Annotated in this window: 16 protein-coding genes; 13 read left to right on the top strand and 3 right to left on the bottom strand. The window is 45.6% G+C overall.

Translation table 11 applies throughout. The annotated features are described in order from the left end of the window. Window positions 1-651: 651 nt before the first annotated feature. The 8 genes from MKY14_RS15000 to yajC all read left to right on the top strand — a co-directional run bounded on the left by MKY14_RS15000 (window position 652) and on the right by yajC (window position 8,483). The gene (locus MKY14_RS15000; protein WP_076130403.1) at window positions 652-1,377 is read left to right on the top strand and encodes a BofC C-terminal domain-containing protein; all 726 of its coding nucleotides are present in this window, start codon (window positions 652-654) and stop codon (window positions 1,375-1,377) included. Window positions 1,378-1,622: 245 nt separating this feature from the next. After that, entirely contained in the window at window positions 1,623-2,126 is a 504-nt protein-coding gene (ruvC, locus tag MKY14_RS14995) for a crossover junction endodeoxyribonuclease RuvC (RefSeq protein ID WP_036677679.1), read from the top strand. Further along, complete coding sequence (gene ruvA / locus MKY14_RS14990; RefSeq protein ID WP_036677675.1) at window positions 2,123-2,740, top strand: Holliday junction branch migration protein RuvA; 618 nt, start codon at window positions 2,123-2,125, stop codon at window positions 2,738-2,740. Before ruvC ends, ruvA begins: the two co-directional genes overlap by 4 nt. Window positions 2,741-2,776: 36 nt before the next feature. Then, on the top strand, window positions 2,777-3,784 hold the full coding sequence (gene ruvB, locus MKY14_RS14985) for a Holliday junction branch migration DNA helicase RuvB (RefSeq protein WP_036677672.1): 1,008 nt from the start codon (window positions 2,777-2,779) through the stop codon (window positions 3,782-3,784). Between the two features lie 32 nt (window positions 3,785-3,816). Continuing rightward, complete coding sequence (locus tag MKY14_RS14980; RefSeq protein WP_340976745.1) at window positions 3,817-5,916, top strand: SpoIID/LytB domain-containing protein; 2,100 nt, start codon at window positions 3,817-3,819, stop codon at window positions 5,914-5,916. A 9-nt stretch (window positions 5,917-5,925) separates the two neighbouring features. After that, the gene (gene queA, locus MKY14_RS14975; protein WP_076130401.1) at window positions 5,926-6,954 is read left to right on the top strand and encodes a tRNA preQ1(34) S-adenosylmethionine ribosyltransferase-isomerase QueA; all 1,029 of its coding nucleotides are present in this window, start codon (window positions 5,926-5,928) and stop codon (window positions 6,952-6,954) included. A gap of 21 nt (window positions 6,955-6,975) precedes the next feature. Then, a complete protein-coding gene (gene tgt, locus MKY14_RS14970; RefSeq protein ID WP_036677666.1) occupies window positions 6,976-8,112 on the top strand; it encodes a tRNA guanosine(34) transglycosylase Tgt in 1,137 nt (378 codons plus the stop codon). A 50-nt stretch (window positions 8,113-8,162) separates the two neighbouring features. After that, window positions 8,163-8,483 carry a preprotein translocase subunit YajC gene (yajC, locus tag MKY14_RS14965; protein ID WP_036677664.1) on the top strand — a complete coding sequence of 107 codons (321 nt, stop codon included), beginning with the start codon at window positions 8,163-8,165 and terminating at the stop codon, window positions 8,481-8,483. Window positions 8,484-8,578: 95 nt separating this feature from the next. Here yajC and MKY14_RS14960 read toward each other — a convergent pair whose 3' ends face one another. Then, on the bottom strand, window positions 8,579-9,418 hold the full coding sequence (locus MKY14_RS14960; RefSeq protein WP_248549480.1) for a phosphatase PAP2 family protein: 840 nt from the start codon (window positions 9,416-9,418) through the stop codon (window positions 8,579-8,581). 94 nt (window positions 9,419-9,512) lie between these two features. Further along, window positions 9,513-9,905, bottom strand: coding sequence for a TIGR04086 family membrane protein (locus MKY14_RS14955; protein ID WP_339169415.1), 393 nt, complete (start codon window positions 9,903-9,905; stop codon window positions 9,513-9,515). Window positions 9,906-10,131: 226 nt separating this feature from the next. Between MKY14_RS14955 and MKY14_RS14950 the strand changes: the two genes are divergently transcribed. Further along, window positions 10,132-10,896, top strand: coding sequence for a DUF421 domain-containing protein (locus MKY14_RS14950; protein WP_076130399.1), 765 nt, complete (start codon window positions 10,132-10,134; stop codon window positions 10,894-10,896). Between the two features lie 4 nt (window positions 10,897-10,900). On the opposite strand, the gene spoVB is transcribed toward MKY14_RS14950, so the two are convergent. Further along, window positions 10,901-12,499 (bottom strand): stage V sporulation protein B, encoded by a 1,599-nt coding sequence (gene spoVB / locus MKY14_RS14945; RefSeq protein WP_076185511.1) that lies wholly within the window; start codon window positions 12,497-12,499, stop codon window positions 10,901-10,903. 196 nt (window positions 12,500-12,695) lie between these two features. On the opposite strand from spoVB, the gene MKY14_RS14940 reads away from it, so the two are divergent. From MKY14_RS14940 to MKY14_RS14925, 4 genes are all read left to right on the top strand, one after another. After that, window positions 12,696-12,947 (top strand): post-transcriptional regulator, encoded by a 252-nt coding sequence (locus MKY14_RS14940; RefSeq protein WP_036677655.1) that lies wholly within the window; start codon window positions 12,696-12,698, stop codon window positions 12,945-12,947. Between the two features lie 221 nt (window positions 12,948-13,168). After that, a complete protein-coding gene (gene secD, locus MKY14_RS14935) occupies window positions 13,169-14,419 on the top strand; it encodes a protein translocase subunit SecD (RefSeq protein WP_036677653.1) in 1,251 nt (416 codons plus the stop codon). Next, the gene (secF, locus tag MKY14_RS14930; RefSeq protein WP_052097271.1) at window positions 14,409-15,311 is read left to right on the top strand and encodes a protein translocase subunit SecF; all 903 of its coding nucleotides are present in this window, start codon (window positions 14,409-14,411) and stop codon (window positions 15,309-15,311) included. Before secD ends, secF begins: the two co-directional genes overlap by 11 nt. Window positions 15,312-15,454: 143 nt before the next feature. Further along, window positions 15,455-16,405 (top strand): cation diffusion facilitator family transporter, encoded by a 951-nt coding sequence (locus MKY14_RS14925; protein WP_339169411.1) that lies wholly within the window; start codon window positions 15,455-15,457, stop codon window positions 16,403-16,405. The last annotated feature ends 19 nt before the right edge of the window (window positions 16,406-16,424 follow it).

Raw genomic sequence — 16,424 nt, 5'->3', positions numbered from 1 at the left:
AGGCCTAGGTGAAACAAAAAGTGAAGAATGAGCTTATGCTTCAATTGAAGCGAAAAGTAAAACTCTTATAGAGCGATTAGGGAATTTCTCCCTGAAATTCTTAGGATTCTGGTCGTCAGGCATATAATTGAGGAAAAACTCCCTAATTTTATGTCTGATTCCCCGGAAATAAGGAAAACAGCCTATTTATTAGGGAGGAATTCCCTGGTTTCGTTCATTTAGAGCAAATTTCTCCTACTTTCAGGGAGTTTTTCCCTAATTAGTTTTAGATCCACTCCGCACAACGCGCAAACGCAGAACACATACTCCCAGCACCAGAACGCATTCCCCAGCACGCAAACGCAGAACGCCTACATCGCCACCATCCCAAACGCCCAATCCAATGGCATAGCGCACTAAGAACTAATAGTCTATTGGCGAAGCAAAAGCTTTGGTGCAAGAAATGGTCGATCGTCATGAAATAGGTATCACCTTAGACCGGTATGTGAAACCTCTCCCCAGAATCCCCCTTCCAGACTTATACCATAAATCTTGAACTATACTGCAAGGTCAACCTTGTATTTTTGGAGAAATGTCGATTATTCACAGAAAAGCGCATAAATGCTCCCTTCTTAGGTCACAATAGGGAAAAACCAGAATGAAGGGATTAACGTGAACGCGTTTCGCTTAAAAAAACAACTTTGGCGGCGATGGAGACGTTGGAAAAAGGCGCTTTGGGTAGGAGCTGCTTGTATAGCTTTTACTGTACTGGCTTGGCGCAGTATGCAGGTACCTGAGGAAATCAGTGGACTGCTGACGAATTCTAGCTGGGCGGATAGTGCCGATAGTGAGCTGGCCGCAGCTGTCTTTAAAGTAGGCGAGGACAGTGATGAGGCAAAAGAGAAGGGCACTTTAAATAATGAACAACTGCTGCAAACCATCACCCAAAGTGGGCTCAGCAGAACCGTTCATTTAAAAACAACCTATGTGTCCGGAGAAGAGATTCAGACGTTGCCGGGCGTAAAGAATCCGCTGCAGCTGAAGACTATAATCAATGAACACCCTGAATGGAGCGGTTGGATTAGTTCAGAAGGGGATTTGTGGCTGGAACAAAAAGTGAATGATTTATCGACAATGATAAAAAATGAAGCTTACATTGGTGTAGATGCGTTTGGGAATTTGACCTTGTTTAAAGGTCCGCCAGTTCAGGAGAAGGTACTGAAGACTTTTTTTCAAATGGATATGGGTTCCCTGAAATCCTCATTGCCGGAAAATATTTGGAAAGAGCTTCATGAGGGTATTCGTGTTCAGGATATTGAAGAGTACAACAGTGTGCTGTCTACCTTCAGTGATTATGCCCGCGAAGCTGCTGAGCATGTCATGCAGAACAAGCAATAGCTTTGATAAAGCTGTCCTAAAGTCATTATTAATGGCTGAGGGCAGCTTTTTTGTGTGAAATGAAACGGGGAAGAGTCTTAGCTGTAGGCCTAAAGTTGCCATTTCGCTGCAAACAGTAAACTTTTTTTCTCCCGCAAGGGCGATTTTTGCTATAATGGTTAGAAGGAATACATATGTTCGCTTCATGGCGGAGGAATGGATGAAAACGGTGGAATAATCTGCCTGTTATAGAGGAGAGATCGTGTTTGCGTATTTTGGGAATTGATCCGGGGCTGGCGATCGTCGGCTTTGGCTTTGTGGATAAGGAAGGACATAAACTGACCCCCGTCCAATATGGTTGTATTCAGACTGAGGCTCATACGCCTGAAGAAGAACGACTGCTGCATGTCTATGAAGGCATGGGTCAGCTCATTGATAAATATAAACCCGATGCTGTGGCGATAGAAAAGCTGTTTTTCGCTCGCAACGTTACTACAGCATTGCCAGTGGCGCAGGCCCGCGGTGTGACTATATTAGCTGCAGTACAGCGGGGTCTCCCCGTCTCGGAATATACACCTATGATGGTAAAGCAGGCTGTTGTGGGTTATGGTAAGGCTGAGAAACGGCAGGTCCAGGAAATGGTGAAGCTGCTGCTGAAGCTATCGGCGATTCCGAAACCCGATGATGTGGCGGATGCGCTGGCGGTAGCGGTATGCCATGCCCATTCGAGCAGTCTTAATTCTAAATTAAATGAGGTATTGCGAAAATGATAGATTTCTTAAGAGGACCCGTCGTTCATTTGGAGTCGGAATATGTGGTGTTGGATGTGCAGGGAGTAGGATACCGGGTATTCTGCCCGAATCCTTATGCTTTTGCTAAAGTAGAAGGACCTGTAACGATCTATATTCATTACCAAACACGTGAGGACGCTACGCTATTATTTGGGTTCCCGACTCGTGAGGAACAAAAATTGTTCCGCAAGCTGATAGAGGTATCTGGCATCGGTCCTAGGGTTGCGCTTGGAATCCTGACAGGTGGAACACCGGATCAGTTGATTTCAGCGATTTATCAAGAGAATATAACGTTCTTAACGAAATTACCGGGCATTGGCAAAAAGACGGCACAGCGTATGATCCTTGATTTGAAGGACAAGCTGGACGGACTCAGTATGGCTTCAATGCAAACGGGATTGTTTGCAGTGCCAACGGAGGAAGCAACGGATGGATTGGCATGGCAAGAGGCGCGGGATGCGCTTAAGGGGCTGGGTTATACCGAAAGCGAATTGGACCGCGTGTGGCTCGCGTTGAAGAAAGAGGGAGCAGAGACAGGAACTGTAGATGTGCTGATGAAGAAAGCACTAGGGCTGCTATATATAGCTAAGTAAAGCCGTACACATCCTAAAGAAAGGGAGCGATAGGAAATGGATGACCGGATTATATCCGCGAATTTGATGATGGATGAGCAGGCGGTAGAACTAAGCTTGCGTCCTCGTTATCTGGGAGAATATATCGGCCAGACTCAGGTGAAAGAAAACCTGAAAGTATATATAGAAGCGGCCAAAATGAGAAGCGAAGCGCTGGATCATGTGCTGCTGTACGGACCTCCGGGTCTGGGCAAAACAACGCTCGCTAATATTATCGCCAATGAGCTGGGTGTGAACCTGCGAACAACTTCCGGCCCTGCGATAGAGCGTCCAGGCGATCTTGCCGCTCTGCTGACGAATCTGCAGGAAGGCGACGTGCTTTTCATTGATGAGATTCACCGTTTGCACCGCACGGTCGAGGAGGTTATGTATCCTGCGATGGAGGATTTCGCGCTGGATATCATGATCGGCAAAGGGCCAAGTGCCCGTTCGGTACGATTGGATTTGCCGCCGTTCACACTGATAGGTGCCACAACCCGGGCAGGACTACTGTCTGCGCCACTGCGTGATCGTTTCGGAGTGGTCAGTCGCCTGGAATTCTATAACATAGATGAGCTGAGTTACATTGTTTCTCGAAATGCGGATCTTTTAGGCATTGAGATTGTTGGCGATGCAGCAGAAGAGATCGCGCTTCGTTCGCGGGGCACACCGCGGATTGCTAACCGCTTATTGAAGCGGGTCCGTGATTTTGCTCAAGTGCGCGGAGATGGAATTATAACTCCTGAAATTTCTGGGGAAGCATTGAAGATGCTTCAGGTGGACCCACGTGGTCTGGACAGTATTGACCACAAGATGTTAAGTGCTATGATTTCAAGCTTTCGCGGCGGTCCTGTAGGACTGGATACGATTGCAGCTACGATTGGTGAGGAAAGTCAGACGATTGAGGACGTATATGAGCCGTACCTGCTACAGATAGGGTTCTTGCAGCGGAGTCCGCGTGGAAGAATTGTAACCCCGGCCGCTTATCATCATTTAGGGCTTCCGCTCCCTCCGGAGCAGCACTAGTTCGTCACTACAATTATAAAGGAGGATGCTGGATGAAGCATACGAAGAGGAAATGGAGAGGGGTCGCCCCGCTAAGCAAAGGATTGCTTGCGGCTGCGCTTGCTGTAGGAAGTTTCCTGATCCCTGCGGGTGCCAGTCATGCCGATTCTAATAGCACGATACGAGTTGCTCTTTATGCTGATATTGGAAGTAAATATAAATCAACTGTGCCAGTAGTAACACTGCAATCAACGCAAAGCTTTACTTTGCTGTCGGATCAAGCAGGAAGTGCTCCTTTGGTATCTGTCCCAGCACAGAAGCAAATTCGTATAAGTCTGGACGGATATAGAGTTAAGGTGATGGAGGTTTCAAGCTGGCAGACAGCAGCGGATGCAGCTAAAAAGCTCCAATCCACCTCCGATAAACCGCAGATTTTTGCAATCTCCAGAAATGGAGCGACTGTGTATCAGTTGTACACGGGCGTCTATGCTAGTGAAGCAGCTGCCAAGGATGGGCTTACCCGTGTAGTCAAAGCAGGGTTGAGTATTCCTGCTGACCAAACCCCAGCGGTGAAAGGTAATAAACATTTATCAGCTGGCCGCTATTCTTCGGAGCAGGAAGCAGATGTGGCGCTTAATAGCCTCACTGCAGCTGGTTTGGATGCTTGGAAGGTGTTTCTGGCAGGAAACGATGGCAGTGCACAAGTAGAGGTATGGGTAGGCGAAGCTGCCAACGATAGTGATTTAACAGCTGTTCAAGCCGCTGTGTCTACGGCGGCACCACAATTTACGGTTTCGGTGGCGACCTCGCCCGGATTAATACTGCGTAAGGATGCCGGACTGGATTTTAGCAGTGAAACTCAAGCCGATCATTATCTGGTTTCTGGAAGCAATGCTAAATTTCTTGCTGCAGGCAGCGAGGCTGGGATTCAGTTAGTGGAAAGATCCAAGCGTACATATCGCGGAAATTTTGAACTGAGCAATTTGAGCGGATCGCTGGCTGTAATTAATGTAGTGCCGCTGGAGCAATATTTGTATGCCGTAGTTGGAGGAGAGGTTTCCTCCAGCTGGCCAGAAGAAGCGCTAAAAGCTCAGGCTGTCGCCGCCCGCAGCTATGCGCTGTCCCAAGGCAACCGTTTTGATGTAGCGAATGTAGTAGATACCACTCTTAGTCAGGTATATAACGGAATCGGGTCTGAAGCTCCCTCCATTATCAAAGCTGTAGATACTACTGCTGGTGAAGTGCTGATGAGTGGTGGTAAAGTTGTTGAGGCTGTATTTTCTTCCAATAGTGGAGGTATGACAGCTGACCCTTCAGAGGTTTGGGCGAATGGTGGCGATGTATTTGCTAGTGTTCCAAGCGTTGAAGATGTTTCGGCAGCTGCTGCTAAGAAGTGGTATTATGTTCTGCTTGCGAATGGTACCTCTGGTTATGCACGTGAAGATAATATTAAATTGACGGGCAGCAAAACCGCTGCCGGACTCGATATAGTTACCGCTACAACCAAAGATGTGAATATACGTCCTCTGCCAGTTATTGAGAGCAGTGTTAGTGCAGTCGGAAAGCTGAATCCGGGTGAGAACGCTGTGGCTCTGGATAAAGTATATGAGTCTGGCAGCTATAGCTGGATCAAAGGGCCGTATACCTCTGCTGAACTTCTAAAAAGCCTGCAGGGTAAAACAACAAGCACGCTCCCTTCCAGCATCTCTAACCTGCAGGTCACCCAGCGCGGTCCTTCTGGAAGAGCGATTCAGGTGAAAGCTAATGGTCAGGCTCTGAATGTGAAATATCCTGATATGTTCCGCTCCGCGTTTAATGGATTACCTAGTACATTGTTTGATATTGTGGCACCCGGAAGTTATACTGTATTAGGCGCTGACGGCGCTACCGCCACAATTAGCAGCTCGCAGAGTGCTGGCGTGCTTTCCGCATCGGGGAAGGTTAATGTGAATGGCAGTGGAACTGTAGTGATGGGCGGAGATTCTGCGGCCAGAGTGATCACTAACAGCTCGGGCTTTCTGTTCATTGGACAAGGCAACGGCCATGGTCTAGGCATGTCGCAGTGGGGCGTGAAAGGCATGGCGGACAGCGGGTATGATTACAAGCAAATATTGCAACACTATTATAAGAACGTTACTATAGTTAAGGAATGAAGACAGACCATGAATGTAGATGCTTATGATTTTCATTTGCCGGAAGAATTGATTGCCCAGACACCTCTCGCTGATCGCAGTGCTTCTAGACTGCTTCTAGTGAATAAGGAGGATGGAGAGCTGGCTCACCGGCATTTTACCGATATTATTGATTATTTTAATCCCGGAGACACGCTTGTTCTAAATGATACGAGAGTCATTCCAGCGAGATTGTTTGGAGTGAAAGAAGATACTGGTGCTAAGGCGGAAGTGCTTCTCCTGAAGAATCTTGGGGATGATCGCTGGGAAGCACTTGTAAAGCCAGGGAAAAAGCTCAAGACAGGCGCGGTGATCATCTTTAGTGATGAGCTTCGTGCCGTTATCGAGGATGAAGCTGATATGGGCGGCCGTACGCTTCGTTTCATATATCAGGGTATTTTTCAGGAAATTCTGGACAGGCTGGGAACGATGCCGTTGCCACCTTATATTAAGGAAACACTGGATGATCGTGAACGATATCAGACTGTGTATGCTCGGCATGAGGGATCGGCCGCTGCGCCTACCGCAGGGCTTCATTTTACCCAAGAATTGCTGAAACAGATTGAGGCTAAGGGTGTAAATATCGCTTATATCACCCTTCATGTAGGTCTCGGTACTTTTCGTCCGATGTCTGTAGAGAAGGTTGAAGAGCATGTTATGCATTCTGAGTATTTCGTAATGTCTCAAGAAACGGCAGATACCATAAATGCTACTAAGGCACGAGGCGGCCGTATTATTGCAGTTGGTACAACGTCTTGTCGGACACTTGAAACGGTCGGAAGACAATGTGAAGGTGGTCCGCTTGTGGAATGCAGCGGCTGGACGGATATTTTTATCTATCCAGGGTATAAGTTCAGTGTAGTAAATGCGCTAATTACCAATTTCCACCTGCCAAAGTCTACTTTGGTTATGTTGGTTAGCGCTTTGGCAGGTCGGGAACATATTCTAGCTGCTTATGAAGAAGCGATAGAGCAGAAGTACCGATTCTTTAGCTTTGGAGATGCAATGTTTATTTATTAAGGTAAGAGGATGGGTTAACTTATGGCAGCAATTACTTATGAGCACATCAAAACGTGCAAACAATCCGGAGCCAGACTTGGAAGAGTCCACACTCCACATGGTGTGATTGAGACACCAGCATTTATGCCAGTCGGCACACAAGCTACAGTCAAGACTATGAGTCCTGAAGAGCTGAAAGAGATGGATGCCCATATTATTTTGAGCAATACTTACCATCTGTTTCTAAGACCAGGCCATGATATTGTTCGTGAAGCTGGTGGACTGCACAAGTTCATGAACTGGGATCGCCCGATTCTGACAGACAGCGGCGGGTTTCAAGTATTCTCGTTAAGCGACATGCGCAAGATTACGGAAGAAGGAGTTCATTTCCGTTCCCATTTAAATGGGGATAAGAAATTCCTGTCTCCGGAAGTAGCGATGGAGGTTCAGAACTCTCTGGGTTCAGATATAATGATGGCATTTGATGAATGTCCTCCATTCCCGGCCGAATATGATTATGTGAAAAAATCACTGGAGCGCACCACGCGCTGGGCAGAACGTTGCCTGAAAAGTCATGCTCGTCCTAACGATCAGGGTCTTTTTGCTATCGTGCAAGGGGGCATGTATGAAGATCTGCGCCGTCAGAGCGCGGCTGATTTGACTTCCATGGATTTCCCGGGGTATGCTATTGGGGGGCTCAGCGTCGGAGAGTCCAAGCAGCTAATGTATGAAGTGCTGGATTATACAGTTCCCCTGCTGCCACAAGGCAAACCTCGCTATTTGATGGGCGTGGGTTCACCGGATGCGCTGCTGGAAGGATCAATCCGAGGAGTAGACATGTTCGATTGTGTCTTGCCTACTCGTATTGCCCGTAATGGAACAACGATGACCAGTCAGGGAAGACTCGTTGTACGCAACGCTAAGTATGCCCGTGATTTTGGGCCGCTTGATCCGGAGTGTAATTGCTATACATGCCGGAATTATTCCCGCGCTTATTTGCGCCATCTAATCAAAGCCGATGAAACCTTCGGACTTCGATTGACGACATACCACAATTTGCACTTCTTGTTGGATTTAATGCGTAAAGTGCGTGAAGCCATCAAAGAAGATCGGCTGCTTGATTTTCGCGATGAGTTTTTTGCCAAATACGGATTATATGATAATCTTAAAGGCTTTTAGGGTTTGATTTAAGAGTCATGCTTTAATGTACTTTGAAAGGGGGGAGAAATATGATTCAATCGTTTCAATATGCAACTGGCGCAGGTGGTGGAGGTAGTATACTAGGCCTGGTAGGTCCCTTTGTCCTTATGTTTGTAGTATTCTACTTCTTGCTGATTCGTCCGCAACAAAAGAAGACCAAAACTCGTAACGCAATGTTGAAAGCTCTGAAAAAGGGCGATAAAATCGTTACTATTGGAGGACTTCACGGTACGATCATGGAGATTTCCGATGATATCGTGGTTCTGCGGGTCAACGATGTAACTAAGCTGACTTTTGATCGCGGTTCCATCAGCCACGCTGTGGCGACGGATGTCGAAGAGAAAGTATAGACTTGTTATTTAAGTACATAAAAAGCGGTGTCTTCTCATTGGAGAGGACACCGCTTTTTTGATCTTTAAGGTTATTAAGATTTAGCAGTTTAACTTTAACGTACATTTGTTACGCGGCTCGGAACGGTAAGCGACTCTTCACGTCCCCGCAAAGTTAATTTGGCGAGTTGAACGCCAACTGTAGAGGCTAGTACAGCTAGCAAGGTTCCACCAATCATATCTGTAAGCCAATGAATGCCCAGATAGAAAATTCCAAAGACGATTACAACTGCAGAAATACTAGTGATGGCCATCCAGCGGCGGTTCCCTGAACGGAAGGCCAGAAGTGCCATTGTAACAGATATGGACGTATGTAGACTCGGGAAGCAGTTATTGAGACCGGATAGCGGTCTATATTCCTGTTCGAATTTCGGAAATACATCCAGCATAGTAAATTTGACGCCCGCTGGCAGATAGGACCAAACCTCGTTTACCGGGAAGTAAAGATAGAATGGAATCGCCAAGGCATAGTTGATAATAATAGCATAGCAGGTGGCATATAACATCACCCGGTTTTTATCTAACAGATAGACCCCTAATGATGCTGCTAGAACAGACTGAAGCATGAAAATGTAGAAAAAGACGATGATCGGTGTTAACCATGGACTGTAGAATATATCCTGAACGGCTTGGACAAAATGACCCTCTAGACCAAATATAAACGGCGTATAATCAGAGGTAAGATGCATTTTTTGTTCAATTTGCAGTTCATATTTATTTATGGCTAATACGCCAAACATTCCTGCAATCAGCAACAAAAACTTATAGGATCGCAGCATCTCTTTCCCAATTTCAACCAATGCCATGAGTGGATTACGTTTAGCGCCAATCCATACTAATATCACTACTAATGCAACTGTGTACAAAACAATATGGTTCATTGATTGGTAAAACAAAGCAATCGAAGCCTCCTTGATCTCTTAATGAAGTCAGATGATCACAGTTTAACATATTTTCAAGGAATGTTTCGAATTTAATGGAATTATAATTTTAGCTTTTTTGTAAATTAACGCCAAATATTCCGCCGAGAGCGCCAATTGCTGCAGCTGCCAGAACCCATAGCAGATCCACACCAGAGGGTGCGCTGTCCAGTGCCAAAAAACCGATCAACAGAACGATAATCCCATAAAATGCGCCTGTAAGACTTCCTTGATACCAGCCTTTGCTCGTGGCTCTGCGACCGGCGGTTAGTCCTCCGAATGCTGCAGCTATGCCGTGTACAATGTACGTGTACATTGAGAGATCCTGCTCCTTCAGACTGCTGCCCCATAACAAAAGTGAGAGGACAAACGCACCCATCAGCATCCAAAGGAATGATCGACATAGGCCAGATAACACAGGATTGGCTATTCTCCACGAGAACATGCGCCGGATTAAATACATGGTACAACCTCCTAAAGTTTTTTTGAGGAAAAAGAATCAACATAGTTATTATTCATTGTATGGGATGGCTTGCCCCAATAGTACAAGAAAGGGCATTGCAGCCTTTTTACCATTAATTAATATGCCGGCTTCCGAATGTTCCCTGCACAGAGCGGTCAGAATAGGGTTACATTAATCCACCCGAGGAAACAAGTCTGCGGGTGAGAATGGAGGGGAGCGAAGCTATATGTTCCAGCATATCTCTACCCATATTTTCTTGACCGTGCTGATGTATTTCTTCATATTCCTGTGTATGCGCATCATGGGGAAGAGGGAAATAGGTAAGCTGTCTGTATTTGATCTAACGATCTCCATCATGATTGCTGAGATTGCTGTTTTTGTGCTTGAGGATATTAATCGGCCGATCTATGAAGGAGTCGTTCCGATGGCAACATTGGTGTTGATACAGGTAATTGTGGCTCAGCTCAGTCTTAAGAGCAGAAAGCTCAGACTTTTAATGGACGGCAAACCGAGCATACTCATTTCTGGCGGCAAGCTGCACCGGGGTGAAATGCGTAGGCAGAGATATAATATCGATGATCTGCTGCAGCAATTGCGTGGACAGAACATCGCCAGTCCTGCTGACGTGGAATTTGCAATCCTGGAGCCTAGTGGACAGCTAACGGTATTCGAGAAAGAGAAGGGGAGTTCATCCTCTAACCCATCAGGCAATAGCAGTGCAGCTGCTGAGCATAAAAAGAGTGACGATAATAAAGGAAATAAGAACCGTAAGATAGAGCTGCCGAAGAATAAGATCAGATATGAAGGACTTCCAATCCCTCTGATTATGGATGGCAAGGTGCAGGATCAGAATTTAGAGATGATTGGAAAAACCAGATTTTGGTTAAGAACTCAAATTCGTCAAAAAGGAGTATCTGATTTCAAAAATGTATTTCTATGCTCCATAGATCATAAGGGCAGAATTTATGTCGACCGTTTGGACAACAGATAGCTTTTTAGAGCCTGCGTTTGATAAACGGCAGACGGTCCAAGTCACGAATTGAGATAAGGCCAGCTAACAGACTGATTCCGAAATACAGGACCATTCCTATCGCAGAGGCAAATATAAATTGAATCCATTGTACATCTGCAATGGGAATGGAAGTGTATACATAATGCACGCCCGCTCCCATAATGACCATTGCACATAAGGTTTTTATGGTTTCAGTTACTCTTAAAGATAATGAAATAAGACTGACCACACTGTATCCGTGAAGCATCGTAACCAGAATGCTGTTCACAATAATGGCTATGATGGCGCCGTAAATTCCATATTCAGGTTGCGATGCCAGTATTACGATCAGAATGATTTTGACTACTGCTCCAATTAAGGTATTGATGAGTGCCCTGCCCGGTCGATCCATAGCTTGCAGCGCAGCTTGTAAAGGAGCTTGAACATAAATGAACAAGGCGAATGGAGCCATGAGCTTCAGCATAGGAGCTGTATCCGCGTTACCATATAACAAATTGCATAGCGGAACCGCCAGGATATACATAAGAACAGCAAAAGGAGCCCCTGTTACCAGCGCAAGCCGCAACGCTTGATGCATACGCTTGTGAATGGTGGGCAAGTCCTTTCTTGCCGCAGCTTCTGATATGGAAGGAACCAGAGACACGGCAAGTGAAGAGGTTAATGCCCCGGGCAGCAGCAATAAAGGAACAACCATCCCTTGTAAAGACCCGTACTGAGCTGTAGCGGCAGCAGCGGCTATACCTGCCAAGGCGAGACTGCGCACAGTAATAATAGATTCCAGCAGATAAGAAAAAGAGCCTACAAGCCGACTTGCCGTAACGGGAATGGATATGCCTAGTAACCGCCGTAATATGGGGGAGTTGGCTTTCACACCTTGTGTATCAGATGGGATAACCTCCGGCTCGAGAGCGGGTTGCTCTGGAGTCGGATTTGTCTGCTTTTTATCTTTTTTAGTAATGACATAATATTGCCACAGAATCGCTAACATTCCGCCAATTTCTCCAACCGTCACACCTAACATCGCTCCAGCCGCCGCCATAGCAATACCCTTAGGAAGCAACAACCAGGAGAACCAGAGCATAAAGAATATTCGAACTAAAGATTCGAAGATGGAGGAGAGCGCCGATGGAATCATGTTCTGCTTGCCTTGGAAATAACCGCGGTAAATTGCAGATACGGCGACAATCCCAATCATTGGGATCATGGCAATAAACGTATAATAAACTCGATGGTCTGTTAAGATAACATTGGAGACCCATGAGGCACTTACCAAAGCAACCAATGTAAAGAAGATTGCAAGTCCAATACTAAGAGCAAGTCCAGTACGTAAAATCAGCCGTGATTTTTCAGGCCGATTCTCTCCTTCTGCTTCCGCTACCATCTTGGCTATCGCCAGTGGAATCCCGCCTGTAATGACAGTAACCAGCACAAGAAAAAAAGGATACGCGAGCTGATACAGACCCACACCTTCTGCTCCGATAATACGGGGTAAAGCAATCCGGGGAATAAATCCAAGCATCCGATTAATGATGCCGGCGGCTAGCAAGATTAAAGTTCCTTGTATAAAGCTCTGTTTCTTCAAAGGTCACGCCTTCTTCCCAAAATGAAATAAAACGCTGGCGAACTTGTCTATTCTTATGGATATGCTGTACCCCTATCTCGGCATGCCTTGTTTTAGTGGCATTAACTTTTTGTGACGGAAGAAGGAAAGCGAAGAACAAGAGTCGAATATCTATGGTGAGCATACGAACATGAGCGATCTTTGGAGGTGTCAACACGTGGAATCGGAACAGTGGAATCATGATCAACATAGTGAAGAAATCGAAGCCATGTGCCGCAGCAAAGCTGAAGAATTCCGGCTCCTCGGCTATGAGTATGTAACCAGCAAGGATATTTGGGATTGCATCAGCCGTAATTATGATAAGGAAGGCTTGCCTCCCCTACATAAGCTGGTAAACGACATTTATTCCTTGAAAGCCAATAGTTACATGAATTATTTGACTATTGCGGCCTATCGGGGGTTGAACTGAACAATAAACCACATATTTCTTTTTGCGAACTGCCTGATAAAGCAGTAAAGTAAGAGAATAATAACTCCACATCTCCTATTAAAACGGATGTCTTGCTGATTTAGGCAGGGGCGGCCGTTTCTTTGTGTGAGTATAGCTCTATCAATGCTGTGAATTGACGGTCATTTCGCGTGTAGCTATAATAGGAATATTGAGTTAATGAAAGGGGAACTAGCTAGAGCATGAAGAGACTAATGGGCTTTTTTATTACCGTGCTCGTTTTGACAGGCGTTATGGCATTTACTACTCCTGGACTGCTGGACAAGGTTAGACTTGGTCTTGACCTGAAAGGCGGATTTGAGATTTTGTATCATGCTGAGCCTATGGAAGCGGGAGCAGCATTGTCCCGAGCTTCTCTGCTGAAGACAGCGGAAAGCTTAGAAAAACGGGCGAATGCGCTCGGAACAAGTGAACCAGAGGTAACTACTGAAGGTACGGACCGTATCCGTTTGAAAATTGCGGGCGTAACGGATGAAGCCGAGGTTCGTAAAAAAATGAAGGAACCTGCAGTTCTGACTTTCCGTAGTGCTGCTGAAGGTGACGCTGAGGGAACTTACAGCAAAATCGAACTGGTAGGTAGTGATTTTGTTGAAGGTGCTGCAGAAGTTGGACGGGATAACCTGAATCAGCCAATCATCAGCATCAAGATTAAGGACAAGGACAAATTTGCAGAGATTACTAAACGTCTCTTGGGAAAGAATCTCGCAATTTACTTGGATGAGAACAAACTATCTGACCCTACGGTACAAGCAGTACTTACCGATGGCAGTGCTTCTATTTCTGGTAACTATACAATTAAGGAAGCGCGCGAACTTGCAGACACGATTAACCTAGGTGCATTGCCACTGAAGCTGACGGAGAAATATTCCCAAAGTGTGGGTGCTACCCTGGGTAAGCAATCGCTTGATCAAACGATTCGAGCAGGTCTGCTGGCTTCTGTGATTATCCTTATTTTCATGATCGGAATGTATCGTTTGCCAGGTCTTTTGGCTAGTTTTGCCTTGCTCTTGCATACATGGGCGCTAATCGCGGTCTTCGTCTTCGCGGACTTCACCTTGACGCTGCCTGGTATAGCCGCATTTATTCTGGGTATAGGTATGGCGGTAGATGCTAATATCATTACCAACGAACGGATAAGGGAAGAAATGCGCAGTGGAAAAAGTATACTGTCCTCCGTTAAGGCAGGGAATAAATCCTCTTTCCGGACAGTAATGGACTCCAATGTGACTACTATTATTGTGGCAGCAGTTATGTTTGCCTTCGGTACAGGTGCGGTCAAAGGCTTTGCATTGGTGCTGATTGTAGAAATCGTGCTGAGTATCGCCACGAATCTTTATTTCTCCCACTGGTTGCTTAGCCAGCTTGTCAAAGCGGGTAAGCTGAACAAACCGAAGAGCTTCGGTGTTAAGGAGAGTGAAATCCGTGCGCTTTAAGAAAGAGCTTGATTTCGTACATTTGAGTAAATATTTCTATATTTTCTCTATCGCATTGACAGTAGCAGGATTGATTTTCCTGGCGACATTTGGCCTGAATTACAGCGTTGACTTTAAAGCTGGATCTAATGTGGACATCTCCCTATCCAAGAATTTGAACTTGGATCAGGTTAAGACTGCAACTAGTGCAATCGATGTCGATCATGAACCGACGATTTCGTTTGGTGATCAGCGTGTGAATATTCGTTATGACGAAGTTCTTGATGAGGCTCAAGATGAAGCCCTAAAAGCTGAAATCCTTAAGCTGGATGACAAAGCATCATTTGAAATTAACACCGTGGACACTGAAATGGCAAAAGAATTGGCACGTAATGCTATTTATGCAGTTCTGATTTCTTGTCTGGGGATTATTATTTATGTAAGTATTCGTTTTGAATGGCGTTTCGCCGTGGCATCGATTGTGGCCTTGCTCCATGATGCCTTTATCGTAGTCGCGCTCTTCTCTATCTTCCGCTTGGAAGTGGATTTGACGTTCATTGTAGCGGTGCTTACGATCATCGGTTATTCCATCAATGATACGATCGTTATCTTTGACCGTATCCGTGAGAATTTACGTTTTGGTAAACAGAAAACTTATGAAGACTTGAAACACCTTGTGAACAAAAGTGTGGCTCAAACGCTCATGCGTTCTCTCTATACTGCATTTACCGTATTTATTGCGGCGTTCTTCCTGTTATTGTTCGGAGGCGAGTCGATTAAGATGTTCTCGCTTGCGATGGTAATCGGCTTGCTCTTCGGAGCTTACTCTTCCATCTTTATTGCAAGTCCACTCTGGTTAGTGCTTAAAAAGCGTGAGAAGGTTAAAGTGAAGAGCAGCCCGAATAAAGGTTAGAAGAAATTAGCATCGAAGTTCTACTTTTCTTATACGTTTAAGAAAGCCGCGTCAAATGCGACGCGGCTTTCGAAATCTTTAGGGTCATGTCATGTGTATTGAATCATCATGAGATTACTTGCTATTGGTAAGGAGGGCCTCGTATGAATAAAGAACGATCACCGCAAAGCGAGACGGTTGCTTGGACAGGGATCATTAGCGATGTTACTTTGGCAGTAGCTAAGGGGAGTTTTGGCTATATTTCAGGGAGCAAGGCATTAATGGGGGATGCTTTGTATTCCGGAGCAGATGCAGCAGCTAAATTGGCGGATATTCTTCCGTGGCGCTCTGAGCAAGTGAGAAAGAGTAAGCAACGGATCGAAGAACGGCGGGGCACTAAGGAGCCGCTGCTGGCTATACTTTTTTCGGTATTTATTCTTATGGGGGGACTGCAGATCGCATTCTCTGCAATCCGCGACTTAACAGATGGAAAATCATCTACACACGGACAGCTGGCGTTTGTAACCGTCTTAGTATCTATTGTGTTTAAAGAAGCTGTTTTTCAATATCAATATCGCTACTTTAAAAAAATAGGTGATGGCAGTCATGCTGCATATGTTAATAGTCATCGTTTCAGCTTATATACATCTATCACAGTATTAGTCGGAATTTCGTTATCCATGGGTGGTACCTATTGGCATCCTCTATCTTATATGGATCCTATTGCCGCGCTCTTAACCGGAGTTTTAATTCTTCGTAAAGGCTATTCACTCATTGCTAGCTCTATTAACACTAAAAACGCGCAGGAGCTTCCTTCGGAGGAAGCTGCTAATTTTATTGAAACAGTGCAACGTGTTCATGGCGTCATTCGCGTAGAGCATTTGAAGGCACTTGAGCAAGGGAATTATGTGAATCTTCAAGTGAAAATCAGTGTGAATCCGCGGATTACGGTGATGGAAGCACAGGATATTTCGGAATGCGCTAGGAAGCTGCTGCAGCACCGGTTTGTTCATGTCGGTGAGGTGCATATGGACGTTGTTCCTTATGATCCCGGCTATCCGTACAAAAGCAATTATGAATTGCCGGATAATGATATTCCTACGTTGCTTCAGTAGTTTGCAAGGTGAGAGAAAG

The sequence above is a fragment of the Paenibacillus sp. FSL R5-0887 genome, assembly GCF_038002305.1.
Lineage (GTDB): Bacteria > Bacillota > Bacilli > Paenibacillales > Paenibacillaceae > Paenibacillus_AQ > Paenibacillus_AQ odorifer.
Note: the sequence above shows the minus strand (reverse complement) of the source record. Positions and strands in the feature narration are given on the sequence as shown.